This window comes from uncultured Tenacibaculum sp. (assembly GCF_947495995.1).
Taxonomy (GTDB): Bacteria; Bacteroidota; Bacteroidia; order Flavobacteriales; family Flavobacteriaceae; genus Polaribacter.
In genome coordinates, this window is record NZ_CANMAX010000006.1 from 118432 (window position 1) to 143218 (window position 24787).

24 protein-coding genes are annotated in these 24787 nt (G+C 29.3%); 5 read left to right on the plus strand and 19 right to left on the minus strand.

All coding sequences use genetic code 11. The annotated features are described in order from the left end of the window. From porV to Q1A15_RS15655, 5 genes are all read left to right on the plus strand, one after another. Positions 1-1092: a type IX secretion system outer membrane channel protein PorV gene (gene porV, locus Q1A15_RS15635; protein ID WP_299626031.1), complete on the plus strand. Its 1092-nt coding sequence runs from the start codon at positions 1-3 to the stop codon at positions 1090-1092. Positions 1093-1168: 76 nt separating this feature from the next. Then, positions 1169-1651, plus strand: a complete 483-nt coding sequence (locus Q1A15_RS15640) for a cytidine deaminase (RefSeq protein WP_299626033.1) — start codon at positions 1169-1171, stop codon at positions 1649-1651. A 260-nt stretch (positions 1652-1911) separates the two neighbouring features. Next, positions 1912-2976: a 3-oxoacyl-ACP synthase III family protein gene (locus tag Q1A15_RS15645; protein ID WP_299626035.1), complete on the plus strand. Its 1065-nt coding sequence runs from the start codon at positions 1912-1914 to the stop codon at positions 2974-2976. 48 nt (positions 2977-3024) lie between these two features. Next, a complete protein-coding gene (gene guaA / locus Q1A15_RS15650) occupies positions 3025-4560 on the plus strand; it encodes a glutamine-hydrolyzing GMP synthase (RefSeq protein ID WP_299626037.1) in 1536 nt (511 codons plus the stop codon). A 26-nt stretch (positions 4561-4586) separates the two neighbouring features. After that, the gene (locus tag Q1A15_RS15655) at positions 4587-6488 is read left to right on the plus strand and encodes a LysM peptidoglycan-binding domain-containing protein (RefSeq protein WP_299626039.1); all 1902 of its coding nucleotides are present in this window, start codon (positions 4587-4589) and stop codon (positions 6486-6488) included. 94 nt (positions 6489-6582) lie between these two features. Here Q1A15_RS15655 and rfbD read toward each other — a convergent pair whose 3' ends face one another. From rfbD to Q1A15_RS15750, 19 genes are all read right to left on the minus strand, one after another. Next, positions 6583-7443, minus strand: a complete 861-nt coding sequence (gene rfbD / locus Q1A15_RS15660; RefSeq protein ID WP_299626042.1) for a dTDP-4-dehydrorhamnose reductase — start codon at positions 7441-7443, stop codon at positions 6583-6585. 1 nt (position 7444) lies between these two features. Then, entirely contained in the window at positions 7445-7999 is a 555-nt protein-coding gene (gene rfbC, locus Q1A15_RS15665; RefSeq protein ID WP_299626045.1) for a dTDP-4-dehydrorhamnose 3,5-epimerase, read from the minus strand. A 1-nt stretch (position 8000) separates the two neighbouring features. After that, entirely contained in the window at positions 8001-9131 is a 1131-nt protein-coding gene (locus Q1A15_RS15670) for a DegT/DnrJ/EryC1/StrS family aminotransferase (RefSeq protein ID WP_299626048.1), read from the minus strand. Next, on the minus strand, positions 9124-9747 hold the full coding sequence (locus tag Q1A15_RS15675) for an acetyltransferase (RefSeq protein WP_299626051.1): 624 nt from the start codon (positions 9745-9747) through the stop codon (positions 9124-9126). The genes Q1A15_RS15670 and Q1A15_RS15675 overlap by 8 nt, the downstream gene beginning before the upstream one ends. Next, on the minus strand, positions 9740-10345 hold the full coding sequence (locus Q1A15_RS15680) for a sugar transferase (protein WP_299626054.1): 606 nt from the start codon (positions 10343-10345) through the stop codon (positions 9740-9742). The genes Q1A15_RS15675 and Q1A15_RS15680 overlap by 8 nt, the downstream gene beginning before the upstream one ends. After that, entirely contained in the window at positions 10338-11546 is a 1209-nt protein-coding gene (locus tag Q1A15_RS15685) for a glycosyltransferase family 4 protein (protein WP_299626057.1), read from the minus strand. Before Q1A15_RS15685 ends, Q1A15_RS15680 begins: the two co-directional genes overlap by 8 nt. A gap of 3 nt (positions 11547-11549) precedes the next feature. Next, a complete protein-coding gene (gene wecB, locus Q1A15_RS15690; protein ID WP_299626060.1) occupies positions 11550-12686 on the minus strand; it encodes a UDP-N-acetylglucosamine 2-epimerase (non-hydrolyzing) in 1137 nt (378 codons plus the stop codon). Between the two features lie 9 nt (positions 12687-12695). Further along, a complete protein-coding gene (locus Q1A15_RS15695; protein ID WP_299626062.1) occupies positions 12696-13817 on the minus strand; it encodes an NAD-dependent epimerase/dehydratase family protein in 1122 nt (373 codons plus the stop codon). Continuing rightward, positions 13808-14236 (minus strand): dTDP-4-dehydrorhamnose 3,5-epimerase family protein, encoded by a 429-nt coding sequence (locus Q1A15_RS15700; protein ID WP_299626065.1) that lies wholly within the window; start codon positions 14234-14236, stop codon positions 13808-13810. Before Q1A15_RS15700 ends, Q1A15_RS15695 begins: the two co-directional genes overlap by 10 nt. Then, the gene (locus Q1A15_RS15705) at positions 14236-15249 is read right to left on the minus strand and encodes a polysaccharide biosynthesis protein (RefSeq protein ID WP_299626068.1); all 1014 of its coding nucleotides are present in this window, start codon (positions 15247-15249) and stop codon (positions 14236-14238) included. Before Q1A15_RS15705 ends, Q1A15_RS15700 begins: the two co-directional genes overlap by 1 nt. After that, positions 15236-16375 carry a glycosyltransferase gene (locus tag Q1A15_RS15710; protein WP_299626071.1) on the minus strand — a complete coding sequence of 380 codons (1140 nt, stop codon included), beginning with the start codon at positions 16373-16375 and terminating at the stop codon, positions 15236-15238. The genes Q1A15_RS15705 and Q1A15_RS15710 overlap by 14 nt, the downstream gene beginning before the upstream one ends. After that, positions 16372-17487: a glycosyltransferase family 4 protein gene (locus Q1A15_RS15715; RefSeq protein WP_299626074.1), complete on the minus strand. Its 1116-nt coding sequence runs from the start codon at positions 17485-17487 to the stop codon at positions 16372-16374. The genes Q1A15_RS15710 and Q1A15_RS15715 overlap by 4 nt, the downstream gene beginning before the upstream one ends. Then, entirely contained in the window at positions 17484-18710 is a 1227-nt protein-coding gene (locus Q1A15_RS15720) for a hypothetical protein (RefSeq protein ID WP_299626077.1), read from the minus strand. The genes Q1A15_RS15715 and Q1A15_RS15720 overlap by 4 nt, the downstream gene beginning before the upstream one ends. Further along, positions 18697-19881 carry a glycosyltransferase family 4 protein gene (locus Q1A15_RS15725; protein WP_299626080.1) on the minus strand — a complete coding sequence of 395 codons (1185 nt, stop codon included), beginning with the start codon at positions 19879-19881 and terminating at the stop codon, positions 18697-18699. The genes Q1A15_RS15720 and Q1A15_RS15725 overlap by 14 nt, the downstream gene beginning before the upstream one ends. Beyond that, the gene (locus tag Q1A15_RS15730; protein WP_299626083.1) at positions 19881-20450 is read right to left on the minus strand and encodes a DapH/DapD/GlmU-related protein; all 570 of its coding nucleotides are present in this window, start codon (positions 20448-20450) and stop codon (positions 19881-19883) included. The genes Q1A15_RS15725 and Q1A15_RS15730 overlap by 1 nt, the downstream gene beginning before the upstream one ends. After that, the gene (locus Q1A15_RS15735) at positions 20431-21714 is read right to left on the minus strand and encodes an MOP flippase family protein (RefSeq protein WP_299626086.1); all 1284 of its coding nucleotides are present in this window, start codon (positions 21712-21714) and stop codon (positions 20431-20433) included. The genes Q1A15_RS15730 and Q1A15_RS15735 overlap by 20 nt, the downstream gene beginning before the upstream one ends. Beyond that, entirely contained in the window at positions 21711-22868 is a 1158-nt protein-coding gene (locus tag Q1A15_RS15740; protein ID WP_299626089.1) for a TDP-N-acetylfucosamine:lipid II N-acetylfucosaminyltransferase, read from the minus strand. Before Q1A15_RS15740 ends, Q1A15_RS15735 begins: the two co-directional genes overlap by 4 nt. Before the next feature lie 105 nt (positions 22869-22973). After that, complete coding sequence (locus tag Q1A15_RS15745; RefSeq protein ID WP_299626092.1) at positions 22974-23714, minus strand: dTDP-4-amino-4,6-dideoxyglucose formyltransferase; 741 nt, start codon at positions 23712-23714, stop codon at positions 22974-22976. Beyond that, positions 23707-24783, minus strand: a complete 1077-nt coding sequence (locus tag Q1A15_RS15750) for a DegT/DnrJ/EryC1/StrS family aminotransferase (RefSeq protein ID WP_299626095.1) — start codon at positions 24781-24783, stop codon at positions 23707-23709. Before Q1A15_RS15750 ends, Q1A15_RS15745 begins: the two co-directional genes overlap by 8 nt. Between the last annotated feature and the right edge of the window lie 4 nt (positions 24784-24787).

Here is a 24787-nt window from a genome sequence, read left to right on the forward strand (position 1 = left end):
ATGAAAAAATTACTATTACTAATTCTAGCTATTTCCGCAACGGGTATCAAAATGAACGCCCAAGTCGATTCTAAAGCAATTACAACATCTTTACCTTTCTTATTAATTACTTCTGATGCAAGAGCCGGTGGTATGGGAGATATTGGTGTTGCTACATCTGCAGATGCTTTCTCTTTATTTCATAACCCTGCAAAAATTGCTTTTAATAGTAATAAATTAAGTATTGGAGGAAATTATGTGCCTTGGTTAAGAAACTTAACTGATGATATTTTCGCTGGTAACTTATCAGTTGTAAACAGATTTAGTGAAAATAGTGCTTGGGGAGCAGATTTAAAGTTTTTCTCATTAGGTCAAATTGATTTAACAGATCAAGCTGGTTTACCTACAGGTTTTAAAAACCCAACAGAATTTGCAATTTCTGGATACTACTCTCTTAAATTAAGTGAAAAATTCTCTATGGGAGTTGGTTTAAAATATATTAACTCTAACTTAGATGTAGACGATTCTTTAGAAGCAGTTAACTCCTTCGCTGTTGATATTTCTGCATACTACCAATCTGATGAAGAAAACTATGGGACTTTTAATGGTCGATACAGAATTGGTTTAAATGTAGCTAACATCGGTCCTAAAGTAGAATACACTCCTGGAGAAGAAAACTTCATTCCAACTATCGCAAAATTAGGTGGTGGATTTGATTTCATTTTTGATGACTTCAATACATTAGGTGTTAATGTAGAATTTAGAAAATTATTAGTTCCTTCAAGCGGAACTCAATCTGAAAGAGGTTGGTTCGAAGGAATGTTCACATCTTTATTAGATCGTAGCTTCAGTGAAGAATTACAAGAAGTTAACTGGTCTTTAGGTGCTGAGTATTTATATAACAATGCATTTGCAGTAAGAGCAGGATATTTTAATGAAAGTGAAGTTAAAGGAAATAGAAAATATTTCACTTTAGGAGCTGGATTTACAGCTAACGCTTTCAACGTTGATTTATCTTATTTAGTTAACGTTTCTGACGTAAATAATCCTTTAGAAAATACATTACGTTTTTCTATATCATTTGATTTAGGTGAGATTTACGAAGATTATTAGTATCTTTCCAACATAAAAACATTAAAGAAGCAGTCAATCATGACTGCTTTTTTTAGCTACTATTGAATTTGAATACATGAAAAAAATAAATTTCTCCTCTCAAGCTATCATTTATGATGATGTTTCCGAATTAAGCATTGAAGATCAAAATATGATCAAAGAAGCAAACATTGCTAAAGAAACTTCTTACGCACCATATTCTCAATTTAATGTCGGTGCTGCTATCTTGTTAGAAAATGGCGTTGTCATTCACGGTAGTAATCAAGAAAGCGCTGCGTATCCTTCTGGAATGTGTGCAGAACGTGTAGCCGTTTGGAAAGCAGGATCTGAATATCCTAATGTGAAAATTTTAAAACTAGCTATTGTAGCTTCTTCAAAAACCACTAAAGTGGATAAACCCGTTGGTCCTTGTGGAGCGTGTAGACAAACTTTATTAGATTATGAAGTAAATCAAAAAGCTCCTTTCGAAGTTATTTTTATGGGAGAAGTGGGAAAAGTAATTAAAACAGAATCTTTAGTTTCTTTATTACCTTTTTCATTCGATAGCAGTTATTTATGATTATTCATTAACATAAGTTAATTTTTAGTTTTTCATCAATAAAAACACCTAAAAAAAGAAAATTCATTAACGAAAACGTTTTTTCTTCAAATATCACAATTGTTAAATATTCATTTTTTAACCCTATAAAATTATTAATTCTAAAAAATACACTATTCAAAATAAGAATCTGTTAAAAGTGAAATATCCTTTTGATTTTAAATAGGTTTAATAATACAAAACCTGTTTATTTGTTACTTCCCTAGATAAAATTTTAGCAAATGAAGGTAGTAATAACAGGAACAGGAAGCTATATTCCAACAATAAAAAAGGAGAATAATAAATTTACTTCAAACAGATTTTTAAATGCCGATGGAACTCCTTTTAATTCCTGTAATACCGAAATCATTGAAAAATTTAAATCTATCACTGGTATTGTAGAAAGACGATATGCTGAACATGATTATAATGCTTCTGATTTAGGTTTTTTTGCTGCAAAAAATGCAATTGAAAATGCCAACATCGATCCAGAAACTATCGACTATATTATTTTAGCTCACAATTTTGGAGATGTAAATAAATCTGGAATTCAAAGTGATATTATTCCTAGTCTTGCTACTAGAGTAAAGCATTTACTTCAAATTGAGAATCCGAACTGTATTGCTTACGATATTTTATTTGGTTGCCCAGGTTGGGTAGAAGGTGTAATTCAAGCTCAAGCATTTATAAAAGCTGGAATTGCAAAAAAAGCCTTAGTTATTGGAGCAGAAACATTATCAAGAGTAATCGATAAACACGATCGAGATTCTATGATTTATAGTGATGGTGCGGGTGCTTGTATTGTTGAATCTTCAGAGAACGGTGTTGACACTGGAATTTTAGGTCATGCTTCACAAACATTTTCAAAAGACGAAGCTTATCATCTTTTCTTTGGAAATTCTTATGATAAAAATAAAGATGAAAATGTGCGTTATATAAAAATGCACGGTAGAAAGATTTATGAATTTGCATTAACCCACGTACCTAAAGCTATGAAAACAGCTTTAGATAAAAGTAATATCGAAATTGATGAAGTTCGAAAAGTTTTTATTCATCAAGCCAATGAAAAAATGGATGAAGCGATAATCAAACGTTTTTACCGTTTATACAAGAAACCTGTCCCTAAAGATATCATGCCTATGAGCATTCATAAATTAGGAAATAGTTCTGTAGCAACAGTTCCTACACTATTAGATTTGGTTTTAAAAGGAGAAATTGAAGGTCACGATTTACAAAAAGGTGATATTTTTATTTTAGCTTCAGTTGGTGCTGGTATGAATATCAATGCAATAGTGTACAGATATTAATTTCTAAAAAATATAGGCAAAAATAAATTCAAACTATTATTTTTGCGGATGCAACAACACAACGTATTAATATTAGATTTTGGTTCGCAATACACTCAGTTAATTGCGCGTAGAGTAAGAGAGTTGAATATTTACTGTGAAATTCATCCTTACAATAAGATTCCACAAAACTTAAACGAATTTAAAGCTGTTATTTTATCAGGTAGTCCTTCATCTGTTCGATCAGAAGAAGCTCCACACCCAGATCTTTCTGAAATAAGAGGTAAAAAACCTTTATTAGCAGTTTGTTATGGTGCTCAATATTTAGCTCATTTTTCAGGAGGTTTAGTCGCTCCTTCTAATACTAGAGAGTATGGAAGAGCAAACTTATCTTTCATTAAAGAAGAAGAACAATTTTTAAATGGTATTTCTGAAGGAAGCCAAGTATGGATGAGTCATTCAGATACTATAAAAGAATTACCTACTAATGGTGTACTTTTAGCTAGTACTAAAGATGTAGAAAATGCAGCGTATAAAATTGAAGGTGAAACTACTTTTGCTATTCAATTTCACCCAGAAGTTTATCACTCTACAGATGGAACTAAATTATTAAAGAACTTTTTAGTTGATATCGCAGGAGTAGCACAAAACTGGACACCAAATTCATTTGTTGAATCTACAGTTTCTTCATTAAAAGAAAAGATCGGAAACGATAAAGTAATTTTAGGTTTATCTGGTGGTGTAGATTCTACAGTAGCTGGAGTTTTATTACATAAAGCTATTGGTGATAATTTACATTGTATCTTCGTAAATAACGGATTATTACGTAAAGATGAGTACAAAAGTGTACTTAAGCAATACGAAGGAATGGGATTAAACGTTAAAGGAGTAGATGCTTCTGAAAGATTTTTAAATGCTTTAGAGGGAATTAGTGATCCTGAAACGAAAAGAAAAACTATCGGTAGAGTATTTATTGAAGTTTTTGATGATGAAGCAGCAAAAGTTGAAAATGCAAAATGGTTAGCTCAAGGAACAATTTATCCTGATGTTATTGAATCTGTTTCAGTGAATGGCGGACCTTCAGCAACTATTAAAAGTCATCATAATGTAGGTGGATTACCAGACTTTATGAAATTACAAGTGGTTGAACCACTTCGTATGATTTTTAAAGATGAAGTAAGACGTGTTGGTGCTTCTATGGGAATTGATAAAGAATTGTTAGGTAGACATCCATTTCCTGGACCAGGTTTGGCTATTAGAATTCTTGGAGATATCACTTCAGAAAAAGTTCGTATTTTGCAAGAAGTAGACGCTATATTTATTAACGGATTAAAAGAATCTGGTTTATACGACAAAGTTTGGCAAGCCGGAGCTATTTTATTACCAGTTAATTCTGTAGGTGTAATGGGAGATGAAAGAACTTACGAAAAAGTAGTTGCTTTAAGAGCTGTAGAAAGTACTGATGGTATGACAGCAGATTGGGTAAATTTACCTTATGAGTTCTTACAAAACATATCTAATAAAATAATTAATAATGTGAAAGGTGTAAATAGAGTTGTTTACGATATTAGCTCTAAACCACCAGCAACAATAGAATGGGAATAATCGTACTTAAGTAGTTATTGAATTATATGAATAAGATTAAATTTTGGGCTTTTACTTTAGTTTTAGCTATGCTAGTATCTTGTAGTCAACAAAAAAGATACATTTCTTATAAAGTAAAAGAAGGTGAAAGTATGCGAGAAATCGCTGAACGTATTAATGTTAAGACGGAAGATTTAGTTCGTTTAAATCCTGATGTAGGAGAAAATCCGTCAACTAATAGTGTTATTATTGTACCGAATCCGAAGTACAAAAAACAAATACCATTAATACAAGAACCTAAAGAAGATAAAGATACTGATGTAGTGAAAGACGAAACTATAACAGACACTTCATCAGATAATGACAATACTACTAAAGACGAAGAAAATACAGATATCGCTGCTAAAGCAGATTCTACACAAATCGTAAGAACAGTTATTGAATTTAAAAAACATACTGTTCAACCAGGAGAAACTGTATATAGAATTACAAAACAGTACGATATTTCTAAAGAGGAATTAATCAATTTAAATCCTCAATATCCAAGATTGAGAGACAACTATTTAGATGTCGGTCAGGTTTTAAAAGTAAAAGTAGCGGAAAAGAAAATTGTTTACTTATCTCGTGAAGAAGACTTAAAAAATCATGTTACTCACACAGTTAAATCTAAAGAAACAGTTTATAGTTTAACACGTTTCTATAATATTACTAAGGAAGATTTAATGAATCTGAATCCGGAATATCCAGAGATCGAAGATAATCAATTACAAATCGGACAAGTATTAAGAATTCGTAATATAGCTGATAATGTAGAAACATATTCATCTGAAATGTTTATTGACAGTATTGCTGATATCGAAGAAAATATTAAAGTAGCTTTACTATTACCATTTAGAGCAGATGAATACAATGGAAAAGACTATGAAGATATTTTTGACACATCAAAAGCTGATCGTGGAAATGCAAACTTAGCAAACTTGGTTACCGACTTTTTCATGGGAAGTGAAATAGCAATCGATTCTATTAAAAGCTTAGGGATTAAAGTTGATGTTTCTGTTTTCGATACAGGAAACAGAGGAAAGAATATTGAACAAATTTTGGAGAAAGAACTTTTAAATGAAATGAATGCGATTATCGGTCCATTTTATTCTGACAAAGTATCATCTGTGGCTAAATCTGCTGATGCTCCAGTAATTTTCCCTCACTTTTCTAGAAATCAAAGTCAATTTTCATCTTCTAAAATTGTAAAATCTGCACCAGATAAAATAACACGTAGTGAAGTTTTAGCTAATTATTTAAGTAAAATCCATGATGGGGAAAGTATTTTTATAGTTTCTGACGGAACAGAAGTTTCTGATGCACAAGCTAAAGAAATGACGAAAATCCTAAGAGATAATGATTCTATAAAAGATGTTTTTGTTTTAAAGCCAGAAAAAGGATATATTAAAAAAGAGCGTTTTACAGATAAAATGAAACCAAATTCTAGTAGTTGGGTTATTATTGCTACAGATGAAACTGCACTAGTTGCAAATGCTGTAAATAGTATGGTTGTTTTACCAGAAGGTTTATCTGCAAAAGTATTTGCTATTTCTAAAGGATCATCTTACGAAAATGTAGACAACAATACTTTAGCTAGAATCGGTTTTACTTATGTAACCGATAACTACGCTAATTATGATGATAAAAACTTAAAAGATTTCATTAATAAATACAAAGCTAAAAACAACGATATTCCTTCGCAATACGCTGTCCGTGGTTTTGATATTACATTTGATGTATTAATGCGTTTAGCTTCTGGAGAAAAGCTTTTACACACATATAAGCAAGGTTCATCTATTCGTTTAGAAAACAAGTTTGAATTTGATAAAAAACTTTTTGGTAGTGTATATAACAAAGGATTATTTATCGTTAAATACAATCCTGATTTAACGCTACAAAGAATTAAATAAGTTCTACAACTCATAAAAATAAAAAGGTGTCTAAAATTAGACACCTTTTTATTTTTTTCATTTCAGAAATTTCTTTTTACTCAAGTAAGTATAATTAATTTTGAATAATCTTTATGCATTCTTTCAATGAATCTTTCCAATACGGAATTTCAATATCAAAATCTTCTTTAATTCTGGATTTATTTAAAAGTGAATAGTTTGGTCGTTTTGCGGGAGTTGGGTAATCTTTAGTTTCAATTGGATTAATTTCACAATCTATATTTGCTAACTCCATAATACATTTTGCGAAATCGTACCAAGATAAAACACCCTCATTTGAATAATGGTATATTTTAGATCTATTTTGAAAATCTTTATCTAATAAAAATAAACATAAATTTGCTAGATCTTTAGCATAAGTTGGAGAACCTATTTGATCAAATATTACATTTAAATTTTCTCTCTCTTCTCCCAAACGCATCATTGTTTTCACAAAGTTATTTCCAAAACTAGAATACACCCAAGATGTTCTTATAATAATTCCATCTATCATAGAATTTAAAATAAGCTCTTCTCCTACTCTTTTTGTTTTCCCATAAATTCCTATCGGATCTACATCATCGGTTTCTTTATAAGGAATGTGATTTGTTCCATTAAATACATAATCTGTAGAAATATGTATTAGTTTACTGTTTTTAACTTTAACTAAAGCTGAAAGTATATTCTTAACTCCTAAAACATTAACAGCCTCTGCTTTTTCTATTTCTGATTCTGCCTTATCTACTGCTGTATAAGCAGCACAATTTATTACAACTGAAATGTTATGCTCAGTTATATAATTTTTGATAATTTCTGATTGAGTAATATCTAGACTTTTAGAATCTTCAAAAAAGAAATTATATTCTTTGTAAGCATCTGATTCTACTTGTATTTCTGAACCTAATTGTCCTTTTGCTCCAGTTACTAGTATATTCATTTTAATAGGTAAATGGGCTTTCAAAGTTTTTAAAGAGTTCTAATTTAGTATCCTTTTCAGAAAGTTTTACTTCTTCTTTGTTTATCTTCCAATCTATTTGTAAGTTTTCGTCATTCCACATGATTCCACCTTCACATTCAGGAGCATACCAATTATCTACTTTGTAAGAAAAAATAGCTTCTTCAGATAGTACAACGTAACCATGAGCAAAACCTCTTGGAACAAATAATTGTCTTTTATTTTCACCTGATAACTCTACAATTTCATGCTTACCATAAGTTGGTGAACCTTTTCTTAAATCTAAAACTACATCAAGTACTCTACCTGTAATACATCTCACTAACTTAGTTTGAGCATAAGGTGGCTTCTGAAAATGTAAACCTCTTAAAACTCCTTTTGTTGATTTTGATTCATTGTCTTGAACAAATTCAACTTTATTTAGATGTTCTTCAAACTTTTTTTGGTTATAAGATTCTAAAAAATATCCTCTATGATCTCCAAAAACTATTGGTTCAATAATAATTAAATCTGGAATGCTTGTTTTTATAAAGTTCATTTTAATCAATTAATTTTTCTATTGAACTTTTAATTCTTAATTTATCATTATGTGTTAAATTTGAACCAGAAGGCAGGCATAATCCATAATCAAATAATTTTTCCGAGATTTTGCTGCCGTAATATAAACAATCCTTAAAAATAGGCTGCATATGCATTGGTTTCCATAATGGTCTAGATTCAATATTATCCTCTAACATTGATAATCTTAAATCTTCTCTACTGAAACCAGTTTTTTTCTTATCTATAATAACTGAACTCAACCAATGATTTGAAAAATAATCTGAAGAAGATTCAGTAAACACCTCTACTCCTTCAACATTTTTAAACACTTCTTTATAGAAATTATTATTTGCTCTGCGATAGTTTATATGCTTATCTAGTACTTCCATTTGCCCTCTTCCGATACCAGCAGTAATATTACTCATTCTATAGTTATACCCTATATGAGAGTGCTGATAATGTGGAGCATTATCTCTAGCTTGAGTTGCTAAAAACACAGCTCTTTTCTTTACTTCATCAGTATTACAAACCAAAGCTCCTCCTCCTGATGTCGTGATAATTTTGTTTCCATTAAAAGATAAAATTCCAAAATCACCAAAAGTTCCACATTTCTGGCCTTTATATGAGGAACCAAGAGCTTCAGCAGCATCTTCAATAAGTTTTATCTCATATTTTTTTGCTATTGTGGCTATTTCATCCATTTTAGCTGGCATTCCATATAAGTGAACCACAATAATAGCTTTCGGCTTTTTACCTTTTGAGATTCTCTCTTTAATTGCCTTCTCAAGAAATACTGGACACATATTCCATGTATCTTTTTCGCTATCTACAAAAACAGGTTTAGCTCGTTGATAAACTATAGGATTAGCAGATGCTGAAAAAGTTATACTTTGGCACAACACTTCATCATCGTATCCTACACCAGAAAGTATTAAAGCTAAGTGTAATGCAGAAGTACCAGATACCAAACATGCCACATGAGATTTTTCACCCAGATAGTTTTCTAAATCTTTTTCAAAACCATTCACGTTTGGTCCTAATGGTGCCACCCAATTCGTATCAAATGCCTCTTGAACATACTTTTGTTCTCCACCTCCCATATGGGGTGATGACAACCAGATTTTATCCATTTTTCTCTTTTTGTTTTATAATTCTACCTGGATTACCGACAATTGTGGTATAGTCAGGAATGTCATTAATTATTACAGCTCCGGCACCAACAGTTACCCATTTACCAATTTTTACACCTGGGATTACTATTGCTCCAGCTCCAATATGTGTTCCTTCTCCAATAGAAACTCCACCTGTAATAGTGGCATTTGGAGAAATGTGAGCGAAGTCACCAATATTACAATCGTGTTCAACTATTGCTCCTGTATTTAAAATTACATGTGCTCCAATATTTGTATCAGAATTTATAACTACAGATGGCATAACAACTGTACCATTTTCTATCGTAACAAAATCAGAAATTAGAGCCGAAGGATCAACAATAGCATTACCAATTTTATTGAGTTTTTCACTAATTATTTTTCTAATTCTATTGTTGCCTACAGAAATAACAAATTCAATATTATTTATATCAACCAAATAATCTGTATTAAGAATTGGAATATTTAATAATGTACTTGACTTAGGATTATCATCAACAAAAGCAACAATATCTATATTACACTTTACAGCAATATCTCTAATTACTTTACCATGACCACTTGCTCCATATAAATAGACTTGTCTATTACTCATTCCCCATAAATTTAGACATTGTAACTTGTCCTTCTTGACTAATTCCTTCAGACTTAAAGACTTTTAAAAAAGTCATAAAAAATATTTTCAAATCTAGAAAAAAACTTAAATTATCTACATATTCTAAATCGTACTTAAATTTATCTTTCCAACTTAAAGCATTTCTTCCATTAACTTGAGCTAAACCTGTAATTCCTGGTCTAACATTATGCCTTCTTTTTTGTTCTTCATTATACCTTGATAAATATTCAACTAAAAGAGGTCTAGGTCCAATTAAACTCATATCCCCTTTTAATACATTTAACAATTGTGGAATTTCATCCAAAGAAGTTTTTCTAACAAATTTACCGAAAGGAGTCAATCTCTTACTATCTGATAATAACTCACCGTTACTACCTGTCTTATCATTCATTGTTTTGAACTTTATAACTTTAAATATTCTTTCATTTTTACCTGGTCTCTGTTGAAAGAAAAAAGGCTTTCCATTATTATAGATAAAAAGCAATACTAATACTATTAAAAAGACCGGAAGCATTATTATTAAACCAATTAAAGCTAAAAAAAAATCTATAATACGTTTTAAAAAATATTTATACATAGTTTATCGCATTACTAATTAATTTATATGTTTTTTCTACCATATATTCTTTTTCTAATAAAGCCTTAGATTTTTCTTTCATCTCCTCTAATAATCTATCATCATGAATAAATTCATTAATTTTTTTAAGCGCTTTATTTAAGTTTCCTGATTCTACCCAAAAACCGCACTTTTCTTTTTCTACAATTTCTCCTAGATCAGTGGCTAGGTCAGTTGCTGCAAAAATAGGGAATCCCATTTCCAAATACGACAGCAATCTTGATGGAAAATTAGGTATAGTGAAATCTTTATGTAAAAAAATCATTCCAATATCACAAGACGCTAACAACTTATCGTAATCTTCCTTACATAATGCAGATAATAATTTTGCATTACGAGGTCTTTTTGTTTCAAACCACTGTTTTATTTTTATAAATTCAGTTCCTGATCCTACAATTAAAAAAAAAGCATCCGGATTTTTACAGTTTTCAATTATAGATAGTAAAAAGTCAACTCCTTGTGGCTTACCTAAATTTCCTCCATAAACAAAAACTTTCTTACCGCATGGTATATTGTACTTTTCTCTGACTTCTATTTTTTCTTCCGAAGAATATTCAATTGTTATTGGCGCTATTGTATTAGGGTTAATCTCAACTTTATCCTTTGATAACCATTGATTATGTTTTAACACATAATTCAAATTAGCTGGCGACATACAACCTATTTTATCAGAGTTTTCATAAAGATTCTTTTCCTTTTTTAGAAAAAAACGATGTAAAATCCCTCCTCTTTTTATCATTTTTAAATCTACTGCATTCTGTGGAAAAATATCCTTAAGCAGCAGATAAGAGTAGGCATTGTCTCGTTTCTTTATATAAGAAACTACATTTGAGAAAGTAATGGGAGGTGTGCTATATAAGACTAAATCAAACTTTACTTTTTTGAAATTAGATTTAACTTCTCTTAAAAACTGCTTTTCTAAAATCAGTTGTCCGATTCCTTTTTCTATTAAAGATGCTTTTTGAAGATTTAAAGTATTTACTCTTAAAATTGTAACTCTTTTTTCCTTGATAATTTTAGTAACTTTTTTTTCTCTTCTCTCCGATGGTGAAACAATATAGACATTGTCTTTATTCTTAACAAACTCTCTTAACAAATCCGTGTAAATACCTCTTTGATCCAATGAAGTTATCTTTAACATTGATAAAAATAGGATATTCATATTTTAATATTTACTCCAAACAGTTCGATTAATATAATCTGTGTATGACAAAATAATTCTAACCATTTTCTCACTTACATTTGGCATTGAATAATCATAAACTTCTCTAAAATTTCTTTCTGGATCTCTTTTTTGAACCTCTAAGGCTACTAATCCTTGTAAAACTCGTTCTGGATTTAATCCAACCATCATTACCGATGCTTCCTCCATTGCTTCAGGCCTTTCATGAGCTTCTCTTATATTTAGCGCTGGGAAATTCAGTATTGATGATTCCTCTGAAATTGTTCCTGAATCTGATAGCACTGTAAATGAATGCATTTGTAATGCATTATAGTCACTAAAACCTAAAGGTTTTAAAAATTGGATGTTTTTATGAGTTTTCATCTCTTTGCTATTCAGCATATTTCTTGTACGTGGATGTGTCGATACAATTACAGGATAATCATATTTTTCGGCAATCAAATTTAAAGACTCAATTAATCCATTAAAGTTTTTTGGGTTGCTAATATTTTCCTCCCTGTGAGACGAAACAACAAAAAATTTATTCTTCTCTAGATTCAATTTTTCAAGTACCTCAGAGCTTTCTATTTTAGATTTAAATTTATGTAGTACTTCGTACATAGGACTTCCAGTTTTAATTACTCTATCTGGAGATAATCCCTCTCTTAATAAATACTCTCTCGCTATCGAACTATATGTTAAATTTATATCGGCAACGTGATCTACAATTTTTCTATTTGTTTCTTCAGGCACTCTTTGGTCAAAACAACGATTACCTGCCTCCATATGAAATACTGGAATTTTTCTCTTTTTAGCAGGAATAGCACATAAACAAGAATTTGTGTCTCCCAATACTAAAAACGCATCAGGATTTTCTTTTTCTAAAATAGGATCTATTTTTATAAGAATATTCCCAACAGTTTCTGTTGCATTTTTTCCAGCAGCTTCCAAAAAATAATCCGGTTTCCTTAAACCTAAATCTTCGAAAAATATTTCATTTAATTCATAATCATAATTTTGACCTGTATGGACCAAAATATGATCTATTGCTTCGTTCTTATCTAAGGCTATAAGAGTACATGATAACCTGATAATTTCAGGTCTTGTTCCAACTACCGTAACTACTTTTAATTTCTTCATTTTTATATTTTAAACTTCTACAAAATAAGTATCTGCATCATCAGGGTTGTATGGTTCATTTATCCAAAACAATGTAACTAATTCTTCTTCCCCAATATTTGTGATATTATGGGTATACCAAATTGGCATATCCACATAAGACGGTTTATCTCCATCTAAAAAGTACTCTATAACTTCGTCACTATCAACTTTCCTCAATTTAATAGAAGCCTTACCTTTAATAACAGCAAAGCGTTCCACTTTTCTAGTATGATAATGATTTCCTCTTGTTATACCGGGAACCGTTGTTGAATATGAAGACTGTCCAGAAACACCTGCTCTCATAATTTCAACAAATGCTCCTCTATTATCAGTATGTTTCATGAAATTTCTGGGAAAATATGATTTAGGAATAAAACTTGTAAACGTATTAAACAAGTTCAATTCAAAAGATTTCATAGGAACATTTGGAACTTCTCCATTATCCATATAAGCCTCTTTGTATTTGCATAGTAAACTTAAAATTTCTGAAACCTTGTTACTAGATGTATGTTCAACTAATTTAGAACTGATACTCTTATTATTTCCTTTTATTTCTTCGTAAAATGACTCACACAACTCATTAATATAAATAAGATTAACCGTACTATCATTAATTACTCTAGGCTCTTCTCCATTTATAATTTGGTGACAAAATGTAGCTATAAATGAATTATAAAATGGTTTACCAAAAGGCCCAAAAACATTTGGAATTATTAAAGACGCAACTGAAGTATCATTCTTTTCTGCCCATTTTTCTAGTAAATTTCTACCATCTCTTTTGGATTTTCCATATAAATTATCTCTATCTTCTTGTGTTGAAGAAGAAAAAACAATTTTTGGTGTAGAACCAGTATTTTCACATGCAGAAATTAATTTATTAACTAAACCTACATTTGTTTTATAAATAAATCCCTGACTCTCATGTCTGTTCATTGCTGCTATATGTACAATTACATCACATGACTTTACAAATTCTTCAAGTCTATCTGTATTTTCAAAAAAAGAACGATCAAAATCAATAAGATTTAATTCTTCCTTTAAGGATAGATAATTATATAAGTGTCTTCCCATGAATCCAGATTGACCTGTGATTCCAACTTTTAATTCCATGTTGTCCATTTATTTTTATCGAATCTTACCTGATCATCAGGATTTATACCAAAAGCATAATCAGAAAAAATCATTAATTTAGAATTTTCTTTTTTTGCTTGAAAACCATTAGCAAAACCTTCAGGAATAAATAACACTTGAGGATCGTCTGCCTTTAGCAAAAACTCGTAAACTTCAAGCTTTTCTGAAGGGTTTTCAAAATCATCAATTTTCACCAACTTTACTATAAATTCACCTTCGATGCATAAAAACCATCTTTTCTCTACAATATGGGCTTGCCAAGCCCTAATAACATCAGTAGAAAAATGTTCTGTATAATAAAGTCTATTGATAACAGACATATCAAAGTCATTGACAAAATTGATACACCCTCTTTCATCGATATGCTTACCACCTTCTATTATATAAGGGCGAATCATCACTTATTTACTTCGTTCTTAATAAATTCTAGCTTTAATAGCATTTTTTTCATCCCTTCTACATCCAACCTCTCTGTATTATGAGAATGATAATCCTCAATAGAATTCATATCGATTTCTCCTTCTGAAAAATAATTAGCATAATTTAAATCTCGATTATCAGCGGGAATTCTGTAATAATCTCCCATGTCTTCTGATTTTACTCTTTCTTCTCTTGTTAATAAAGATTCATATAATTTTTCACCATGTCGTGTTCCTATAACTTTTAATTCGCTTGAGCTATTATACATTTCTATTAAGGCCTTTGCTAAAGTTTCAATAGTTGCTGCTGGAGCTTTTTGTACAAACATATCTCCTGGATTGGCATTTTCAAATGCAAACAAAACTAAATCTACCGCATCCTCTAAAGTCATCATGAATCTAGTCATGCTTGGATCTGTTAATGTCAAATCTTTTCCAGATTTCATTTGCTCAACAAACAAAGGTATAACTGAACCTCTTGACGCCATTACATTTCCATATCTTGTTCCGCTAATAATTGTATCACCTGCATTTCTAGATTTCGCAACTAAAACTTTCTCCATCATTGCTTTTGAAATACCCATAGCATTAATTGGATAAACAGCTTTATCTGTACTTAAAACCACAACACTTTTAACATTATTTCTTATTGCTGCTTCTAATACGTTTTCTGTTCCTATTACATTAGTTTTTACAGCTTCTATTGGAAAAAACTCACAAGATGGAACTTGCTTTAACGCTGCCGCGTGAAATATATAATCTACACCTCTTACAGCAACTTCCACTGAAAAAGGATCTCTAACATCTCCAATGTAAAATTTAACTTTAGGATTTGACAACTTTCTTCTTAAATCGTCTTGCTTTTTTTCATCTCTAGAGAATATTCTAATTTCACTAAAATGATTTGTATTTAAAAATCTATTTAAAACTGCGTTTCCGAAAGAACCCGTTCCTCCAGTAATAAGCAAAGTTTTTTTCTCAATTCCCTTCATTTAATACTATTTTTTTTAAAACTTCAATATGTTTATTATATATATACTCTTGCGATTTACTCTTTTTAATAATCTCTCTACCATTTGATATTAACAATTCTCTTAATTCATCATCAATAATAACATTAATAATGTTAATTGCGGCTTTTTTGTAATCAAATGGTTCAAAATACAGAGCTGCTTCTTGACATACCTCTTGCGAAAAAGAGAAATTAGTAGTTACTATTGGCACCCCCATTCTCATTGACTCCAGATAAGTGACACTATACACTTCTAATAAAGTCGGTAAAAATAAAACATTCGATTGATTGTAAACCTCTGGTAAGTCAACTAGTTTTAATTTTCCTATATTTTTAACCCTATTTATTACTCCTAACTCACTTAATTCTTTATTAAATTTATTTAGAAAATCATTCTCAGGTAATGTTACAATAAATTCAAAATCAAGATTTGGTTTAAGTAATTCTATTTCCTTGACTAATTTAGGAATTATAGATATATTTTTGTGAGGATAAGGTGCAGATAAACAAAATATTTTAATCTTTTCTGTTCCGGTATGTTTCTCAATATTTTTATTTATATATTGATCAAAAATTTTCGAATATACATTCGGTATAACATAAATACTTTCTAAAGGTATTTTTAGATTCTTGTTAATTTTATTTTTTGCTTCATTGGTTTGTGTGATTATAAAGTTATTTTTTCTAATGTAAAATCTCTGAAGTCTTGATTTTGCGAGCATTTTAATTTTGGCGAATAAACTATAAACAGAAACAGCATGTTTATTAGGTCCAATGACCCAAGGATTTGTTAGTCTTTGGACCTCTTTGTTTTTAAACTTTATATATGAAGGTGCGCCTATAGAATAAACTATATCTGGATTAAATTCTTTTTCGAGTTTTAGTATTTCCTTTTTTGTTTTATATCCCCTTATTATTGATGCCGGGGAAATATCAATTACTTTTTTTTTCTCTTCGGGTATATCCTGTAGTAACTGTTCATTTACATTTTTTGATATTACATAAAAATATTCATCTTCCTTATTTAAGGTGTTTTCAATGAAATTTACAGTTACTTGTATTCCTCCTCCTACAACTATTGTTGCCGCATTTATTAATATTCTCATAAGATATCAATATACTTTATATGGTTTATTATCATATTTTTCAAAGAATACTCTTTTGCTTTTTGAAAACTATTCTCGCTATAAGAATTGAAATTTTCTAAAACTTTGTATATTTTTTCGATTAATTCATTACTACTCTCACTCTCTAATAATGCTCCGTTATAATTGTCTAAAATTATATCTTTTATTGCTCCTTTATTTCGACCTATCACAGGCAAACCAGATCCCATTGCTTCTAAATAAACTAAACCAAATGTTTCTTTAAATCTAGAACACAATATAAACATTGACATTTCTTCATATAAGCTTATTAGTTTATCTTGGCTTAAAGCACCTAAAAAAGTTACCTTATCCACTAGATTTAATTCCTGAACTAAATTATTCAACCTCCCATAATCAGAACCTTCTCCTACAATGAAATAATGAAAATTTAATTCAAGACTAGTTAAACTTTTTAAAACAAAGTCTATTCCTTTCATAGGTACAAGCCTACTCGTTGAGACTATATTTAGTACTTGTTCTTTATCTCCAGCAAAACCCACTTGATTTTTCCTAATAAAAGATTCACTTATTCCCAAAGGTATGATTTGAAGTGGTAAATTTAAATTGAGTCTTTTTACATCTTCAAATAAATCTTTACTTACACATATTACAATTTTTGAAGCTCTTAAAAAACTCAAAACACTTAATCTATTATATTTTATTTTTGTGAATAGACTTTGTTTTCGCTGAAGAAAGGTATATCTCTCAGAGCCATGCAATGTGCAAGTAAAATTACCTAAAATCCTTTTATCTAATTTAGATCCAATCATTATAGCTGTAGAATTAGCAAAAAAGATATTATCGTAAGTATTCTTTTTTAAATGGTTTTTAAGAATATACTTCCATTCAAACACCCATATTTTATTATTCCATTTTTTTCGAAAAACCTTTATCCCGTTTTTACTTAATTCGTTATCTATATTTTTAGATTTTAAATCTTCTCCTCGGTTTGAAGTTAAAATATCTACTTTTATTTTTTCATTATTCAATCCAATAGATAGATTATATGCGTATGATCCGGCTCCTCCTATCATTGGAGGAAATTCTAAAGAAAAAATTAAAACTCTCATGATTTAATAAGTCTTTTTTTAAATGAAGAAATCATAGCAATTCCTATTACATAAATCCAAACAATGGTTGTTTGATAGTATAATATGAATCTTGAAAAGATCAATAAATTAAACATAAAAAAAAACATTAGATAATTCCTATTTTCCTTTATCATATTTATTCTCGAAATACTGATAATATTTTTAATTAATAAAAACACAATCAAACATATGAAAAACATACCTATCAAACCATAATCATATATAATTGACAAAACAGAATGAGCGGAAAGTTCTTTATCTAAAAAAGCCTTACGAGATAAAAAACGTGCATTTGCCCCAAATCCTTCTCCCAAAACTGTAGGTTTATCCTTTAAGTTTTCAATTAATGTGATTGCAGAATATAAGCGCCAATTATCTTGACTCATATTTTCTCCAAAATACCCTTCGAATCTTTCTTGTGATTTTATCAAAGCATCCTCAGATAATAATTTTTTCTGTATAAATGAAATTTGAGTGAAAAGGACAAAGAAAAAAGTTACTGAAATTACTTTTAAACCAAGATTAACTTTATCTTTCAAAAAATAAAATAAAAAGCATGATGATAATAAAAGTACTCCAGTATTGGAATCAGATGAAATAACAATCGCCATGCTTAAAAAAAACACGGTATACTTTATGATTTTGCTTTTCAAAATCGAAAATAAAATCATATTTCCTATAAATATGTATTCAGATAAAAATATTCTATCCGCATGAAATCCTCTCACTTCTAAAGGAGAGTTTCCTACAATACCATGGGTGAAAAATGGTCTTCCTGTTAAAATTTCAAAAAATAAAATCAATACTTCAATAGAAAAAACCCAAAGAAATACTTTTTGTAATTGGGAAATATCAATTTTATTTTTTTCGAAAGAATTGTAGATTATTAACAATGCAAGCATCGCTGTAATAATATGAATTAATCTATCTAAAAAAGTACTAAATCTTAAATCACCTGTATAAAATGCAAGAAAAACATGAACTAGTATAAATAGATGAAGATATATGTAAAATTTTAAAATTTTAGGAGCTCGAACAATATTTTTCAAGCCCATTTTAGGATAAAAGAAAATTAAAATAATAGAAAATAATTTCAATGGTGTAATAAATATACTTCCTAATTCAAAGGTTAACACTTCATCAAAAAAAGCACAAAAAATAAATCCGAATAAAATAAAATTATGTTTGTTAATTGTTATCATTCATCAACTTTTTTGCTAAATGAATCCAAGAATACTTGGTTTTAGCTAATTCATAATTTTCAACTCCTATTACATCCAATTCTTTCTTGTGCATCTGCGAAATTTCATCCATAAAATAAGCTAACTTTTCTACATCAAAATCAAACAAGAAACCATTAGTTTTATTCTCTAATATTTCTGACGTTGCCGTTTTAATAAAACCACCACTTCTCCAAGCTAAAATTGGAAGTTTTGACGCTAGAGCTTCTAAAATTATTTGCCCAAATGTTTCTTTCACAGAAGTAAGAAGAAATGCATTCGAAATTAAGTAATAGTCTTCAATATTTTGATTAATTGCACCTACGAAAAAAACCCTATCCTCTAGTTCTAGTCGCTTAGTTATCTTCATCAAGCTATCTTGCTCTACACCTTCCCCAACAATTAATAACTTGGATTTTCTATTTGTCATTTTTGATAAAGCTTCTATTGCATAAGAAACCCCCTTTTCTTTCACTAATCTACCAACACAGAGAAAAACAAAATCATTATTTAATTTATACTTGTTTTTTATGTTTAAATCATTGACCCGCGAAAACTTTTCAATATCAACTCCTGGATTAACAATAGTAATTGGAATATTTTTCTTCAATAAAACTTTAATTTGGTCTTTCATTGCAAAACTAAAAACGCAAACACCATTAGCCTTTTTTAATGCTAAAATTTGAAATAAAGAGTGATAAGGAAAAACAATGTTAAAGAGAATAAACTTTTTAATCTTGTTTACTGCAATTAAATTCGTCTTAGATTGGTTTATATAGATACCAGGTACCAAATATTTAACATATAACCCTAAAGAAGAAGAAGCTAAGCTATTAATATGATTTCTTGCAACTACCAAATCTATTTCACTTTTTATATTTATTTCTTTTAAAACTCTTCGTATTCTTATTAATTCTATGATTGGTTTGATAAAATTACCTAAAACCCCTCCTTTTGTGTAACTTTTATATCTTATAACCTCGATATCATCAATTAATTCGAACTTATTTAAACGACTTTTTCCCTTTCCTTTATCACTTGAAACAATTACTACTTTTTTTCCTATTTTATTGTATGCTCTAGCAAGAAAAAATAAAGAATTTTCAACTCCTCCTATATGCGGCTTATAATATGTAGATGTTAATACAATCATTAAAAATTCTCAGGATTATTTTTATATCGTTCTAAATATTTATCCTTAAATCGCTGTAAATCACTCACAACTTTCGCTGGATTACCAGCAACAATAACATCATCTTGGACATTCTTAGTTACTACGCTTCCTGCAGCCACGATCACATTGTTCCCTATATTTACACCAGGTAATATTATTGCACCCGCGCCAACAAAGACATTATCTCCAATTACAATTGTACTTCTAAAAGATTTTCTAGATCCTACTTCCCATACATTGTCTGTATTTACTAATTCTTCTAGAAATGTTGCTGGAGAAGCATCATGACCTAATAATGTACAATTTGTAAGACACACATTTTTTCCGATAATAAAACGATCTCCTTTGTGGGATGATGAGAATTTAACACTATAAAATATTGTTCCTTCACCATACTCTACTCCTTTCTCTGAATAAAAAGACATCATACGTCTGTACTGAATTTCTGATATATGTTTCTGAATTCTTTTACTTAGATAGAATTTTGAAATAATTTTCAGTAATCTGATATGAAAGAAATTTAATAATCTATTTTTGAAAAAAAACATTAAAATTTGGTTTTAAGCTTTTAACATATTCTTTTAATGACGCACCAATCATCTTTTTTACTAGCATATACCAAGAAGGTATAAAAAGTAAGCTACTGCATATTACTATAGAAAATGCCACAGCTTCAATAGTAAACTGACTACCAATAAAAACAGCTAAAGGCATAAAAAATAAAATAACCAAGTTCCAAACAAACTCCAAATGAGTCTTTCCTGTAGCAATTACTAACGATCCTATTGGGTTACCTATGGCTCTATACATCATATAAACTGATAAAATTCTAACTAAACTTACAATATTATCAAATCCTTCACCGTACATAATTCTAACGATAAAAGGTGCAAAAACAATTACTAATATATATATAGGTATATTAATAGTTGCTATTATATTAACCAATTTCAAATAATTTTTCTTTAAGACTTCTAAGTCATCCTGTAATTTTGCAAGGATTGGTGCTGAAACGTTTGTTATTATAGGATTTAATATACTTGCTGGCCTAAAAACTAATTGTTTAGCTAAATTATATCCTCCTAATATTTCTACTCCAAAAAACTTACCAACTATCAAAGTATCAATATCGCGATTAAAATAGTTAACTATCTGTCCTCCAACTTGGAAACCACCTATTTTCAAGAACGGCTTTGTTAACTGATAAGAAAAGAAAAAACTTACTCCATGGTTAGCTCTTCCAAAAATGATGAACAACATATTAGATACGACTTCTTGACCTAACGCAGCAAAAACTAATGCGTAAACTCCATACCCTTTAAATGATAGGACTATTGATATTATTAAACTGATAGTGGCAGATATAATGTTTACTATTGAAATCAACTTAAACCTTAAGGCCTTTTGAATTACTGTTTTAAACTGTCTTCCGAAACCTGATAATAAAATATTAACCCCCATAATCGGAATTAAATTTATCAATTCGGTTTCTTCATAAAATCTAGAAAATACTGGAGCTATAAGAAGTATTAAAACATAAAGAATAATACTAAAACCAACATTTAACCAATACAAACTAGAAAATTCGTTCTTACTAATTTTTTGTTTATGGAGTATAGCAGTAGTCAACCCCATATCAACAAAAATATTTGTAAAACCTAAAACAAACATAACCAAAGCCATCAATCCAAAATCACCTTTCTCTAAAAACCTTGTTAAAATGGATATTTTTAACAGGGAAAATAAAGCTACTGTAAAAGTTGAAGCTGTATTCCACTTAACACCTGATATCGCCTTCTGCTTTAACTTCATTTACCAAATTCATTTTTTAATATACTGAATAATTTTTCCTTCGAAGTTTCTTTTTTCAATATATCTCTATTATGTTTCTTTTCATCAATGGAGAGTGGCAATAAGGCATTAGAATTATTAATATTTAAATCTTCATTTATAGATAAAACTATAAACCCTTTTCGCTTTAAATAATTAAAAAATGTATTTCTATTATCAAGATAGATTTTTGCTCCCATCCACAATAAAGTAAGAATATTACCTATTGCTTGTTGTCTATATGTATTAATTACAACTATTCCACATTGCTGAATTAATTTGTTATACTCATTAAAGGACATAAAGTCCATAAGAGGTAAGAAACTATCTTTAAAAATATTTCTACCTAAATAGTTTACTTTTTTTGCATAATCTTCATTCCCATAGCTTAGTGGTACAATTATTTTTCTATCTCCAAGAGAGAATTTTGAAAGTAATTCAAATACTTCGCCATGATTATTTGTAGGAGTGGCTGAATTTCCGACTAAAATATTATTCCCTAAATCAATTTGATCATAATTTTTAAAAACATATTCCAATGGATAGTAAGAAAATTGAATATACTTTGCATTAGCTTTTACATAATTATATTCTTTGAGCATTTCTACATCTTCACGATGAATAACCGCAATTCTATCAATCTTTTTAGCTGCTTTTGAAATTAAAGACCATGATGACTTTCTAACTTGAAAATACTTAAAGAACCTATTCTTTATACTTTTCAAAATAGTCATAAATCTATTTCTTCCTAATAATTTCCTATTAGTAATATCGCCAACCATAGGAAACTTAAAGCGAACTTCTGGATTGTTATAAAATTCCCCTCCCCAAAATGACCAAACAAACTTATCTAAATTTTTAGTATTATTAACTAAAATACTATGGTAATATGACAAACTATGAAGCACTACAACATCGTATTCATCTAGCTTTTTATTTAATAACTTTATACTTTCTTCTTCCTTCTTGATTTTGATTATTCCATCATTAAATTTTATATGATTAAAGGATGAATGAAAATCATCAACAAAAACGAAAAAAGTATTCTGACAGGGAAAAACTTCTTCAAACTGCCAGTGAACGCTATTAATAAATTTTTCATCTGTAACAACATGCGCTATTTTTTTATCAGACATTTTAAAGTTCATTAAATTAGATATTTAGCTATGATTCGTTGGTATTATTTATGTGATAGCTTATTAATTAACTTAAATAAAAAGAGTCAGTATCTAGTAAGGTAATTACTCTTTTTTGAGTTCAATATTTAAAGAAACAAATATTTTATTTCCAGCCTTATCAAAATAATATGCATTTTTATAATCACCATGAGTTAATGCTCTTAATTTGTTTATTGCTTCACCCATTGTGCATTTCTCATCTAGATTTAGCTTACATAGCTCTTGAAAATCTCTTTTTAAATATAGATTGCCACTACCTTCTGGCTTGAATGCTTTATAATTATTATTTACTATTGAGTTAATACTTTCTTTTAATAGCCTTAGCTCTTCATTAATCACTCGTTCATATAAAGAACTTGAAGTATCATAGCAGTATTTCTCTACTTTTGATCTTGAAATAATATTACCATTATCTAACTTCTCATCAATTTCATGTATAGTTGCTCCAATATCAATATTGTTAACAATAGCAAATACTTGAGGAAACCATCCACGGTTAATAGGATTATAACCAGGGTGGACATTTATACATTTTATATTGGAAATTAATTTAACGGGAAATAACTGTTTACAATGTAAAGAAATTATCAAATCTTTAGCAGCTATTAATTCCTCAACAATTTGATCATTTTTTAAATTGATGTTTCTAAAATAAAAATCCTCAATAACATTAATATCACTTGTAGGACTACAAGCAAACTCAAATTCTACATCCTCCTCAACCACGGGTAAAACCTCTTTAATAAATTTTTCAGTTATTTCCCTATTATCCGTGATTATCAGTATTCTTTTATACCTATTCATTTAAGAGTTCTACAATTAAGTTCAATTCTTCCTCCTCTAAACCAACATAGAGTGGTAAACACATTATTCTACTCGAAATATCTTCGGAAATTTGACAACTATTCTCGTTAATATATGGTAATTTTTCAAGGCTTGGATAGAAATATCTTCTAGGATAAATATTATTTTGATTAAGCTTATGTTCTAACTCAAGAAGTTTTTTTTCTGAACTAAAAATTATCGGATAATAAGAATAATTCCAATCAGTAAATTCTCTTATTTTAATTGACCTATAATCTTTGAAATTTAATTTATTGTCATAAAATTGACATACTTTTTTTCTTTCATTAATAATATGGTCTATATAAGGAAATAATGATAACCCCATTGCAGATTGTAGTTCACTCATTTTTGCATTAATTCCTAGACCATGAAAATCTAGAGGTCCGTTATGCCCAAAATTGTGTCTATAAAACATTTCATGATATATTTTTTCATTTTTACAAATAGCAGCTCCTCCTTCTCCTGTATGAAACAATTTAGTGGCATGAAAACTACATGTACTTACATCCCCGTAAGAAAGTAACGAGTTATTTTTATATTTCACCCCAAAACAATGAGCGGCATCGTATATAACAATTAAATTATACTTTTCAGCAATTTCAGTAATTTTATCAACCTCACATGGATTCCCAAAAACATGAGTAGCTAAAATAGCTGTAGTTTTATCCGTAATAGCTTCTTCTATTTTTGATTCGTCAATAGTCAAATAATCAGGAGAAATATCAACAAAAACTGGTGTACATTTCTCCCAAACAATACTAGCCGTAGTAGCAACATAAGAAAAAGGAGTTGTTATTACTTCACCTTCTTCAGCAAACGCATTCAGGGCTATATTAATTGGAAGAGTTCCATTTGTCATTGGGATAATATAATCTACCTCTAGGTACTCCTTAAGTTTCTTAGAAAGCTCTTTAAATAATTCTCCATTATTAGTTAACCACTGATTATTCCATATAATCTCAGTAAATTTCGTATATTCTTCTAAAGGAGGAAAAAAGCATTTCGTAACATTTATCCTATTTTTCATTTAA

Bases quoted from the DNA above. Each gene is read 5' to 3' on its own strand.
- Q1A15_RS15715 (WP_299626074.1), bottom strand. From the start codon at position 17,487: ATGAGAGTTTTAATTTTTTCTTTAGAATTTCCTCCAATGATAGGAGGA.
- Q1A15_RS15735 (WP_299626086.1), bottom strand. From the start codon at position 21,714: ATGAAGTTAAAGCAGAAGGCGATATCAGGTGTTAAGTGGAATACAGCT.
- porV (WP_299626031.1), top strand. From the start codon at position 1: ATGAAAAAATTACTATTACTAATTCTAGCTATTTCCGCAACGGGTATC.
- Q1A15_RS15730 (WP_299626083.1), bottom strand. From the start codon at position 20,450: ATGTTTTTTTTCAAAAATAGATTATTAAATTTCTTTCATATCAGATTA.
- Q1A15_RS15655 (WP_299626039.1), top strand. From the start codon at position 4,587: ATGAATAAGATTAAATTTTGGGCTTTTACTTTAGTTTTAGCTATGCTA.
- Q1A15_RS15710 (WP_299626071.1), bottom strand. From the start codon at position 16,375: ATGAGAATATTAATAAATGCGGCAACAATAGTTGTAGGAGGAGGAATA.
- Q1A15_RS15685 (WP_299626057.1), bottom strand. From the start codon at position 11,546: ATGAATATCCTATTTTTATCAATGTTAAAGATAACTTCATTGGATCAA.
- Q1A15_RS15720 (WP_299626077.1), bottom strand. From the start codon at position 18,710: ATGATAACAATTAACAAACATAATTTTATTTTATTCGGATTTATTTTT.
- Q1A15_RS15675 (WP_299626051.1), bottom strand. From the start codon at position 9,747: ATGAGTAATAGACAAGTCTATTTATATGGAGCAAGTGGTCATGGTAAA.
- rfbD (WP_299626042.1), bottom strand. From the start codon at position 7,443: ATGAATATACTAGTAACTGGAGCAAAAGGACAATTAGGTTCAGAAATA.
- Q1A15_RS15640 (WP_299626033.1), top strand. From the start codon at position 1,169: ATGAAAAAAATAAATTTCTCCTCTCAAGCTATCATTTATGATGATGTT.
- Q1A15_RS15645 (WP_299626035.1), top strand. From the start codon at position 1,912: ATGAAGGTAGTAATAACAGGAACAGGAAGCTATATTCCAACAATAAAA.
- Q1A15_RS15740 (WP_299626089.1), bottom strand. From the start codon at position 22,868: ATGTCTGATAAAAAAATAGCGCATGTTGTTACAGATGAAAAATTTATT.
- Q1A15_RS15670 (WP_299626048.1), bottom strand. From the start codon at position 9,131: ATGGATAAAATCTGGTTGTCATCACCCCATATGGGAGGTGGAGAACAA.
- Q1A15_RS15725 (WP_299626080.1), bottom strand. From the start codon at position 19,881: ATGATTGTATTAACATCTACATATTATAAGCCGCATATAGGAGGAGTT.
- Q1A15_RS15705 (WP_299626068.1), bottom strand. From the start codon at position 15,249: ATGAAGGGAATTGAGAAAAAAACTTTGCTTATTACTGGAGGAACGGGT.
- rfbC (WP_299626045.1), bottom strand. From the start codon at position 7,999: ATGAACTTTATAAAAACAAGCATTCCAGATTTAATTATTATTGAACCA.
- Q1A15_RS15750 (WP_299626095.1), bottom strand. From the start codon at position 24,783: ATGAAAAATAGGATAAATGTTACGAAATGCTTTTTTCCTCCTTTAGAA.
- wecB (WP_299626060.1), bottom strand. From the start codon at position 12,686: ATGAAGAAATTAAAAGTAGTTACGGTAGTTGGAACAAGACCTGAAATT.
- Q1A15_RS15695 (WP_299626062.1), bottom strand. From the start codon at position 13,817: ATGGAATTAAAAGTTGGAATCACAGGTCAATCTGGATTCATGGGAAGA.
- guaA (WP_299626037.1), top strand. From the start codon at position 3,025: ATGCAACAACACAACGTATTAATATTAGATTTTGGTTCGCAATACACT.
- Q1A15_RS15745 (WP_299626092.1), bottom strand. From the start codon at position 23,714: ATGAATAGGTATAAAAGAATACTGATAATCACGGATAATAGGGAAATA.
- Q1A15_RS15680 (WP_299626054.1), bottom strand. From the start codon at position 10,345: ATGTATAAATATTTTTTAAAACGTATTATAGATTTTTTTTTAGCTTTA.
- Q1A15_RS15700 (WP_299626065.1), bottom strand. From the start codon at position 14,236: ATGATTCGCCCTTATATAATAGAAGGTGGTAAGCATATCGATGAAAGA.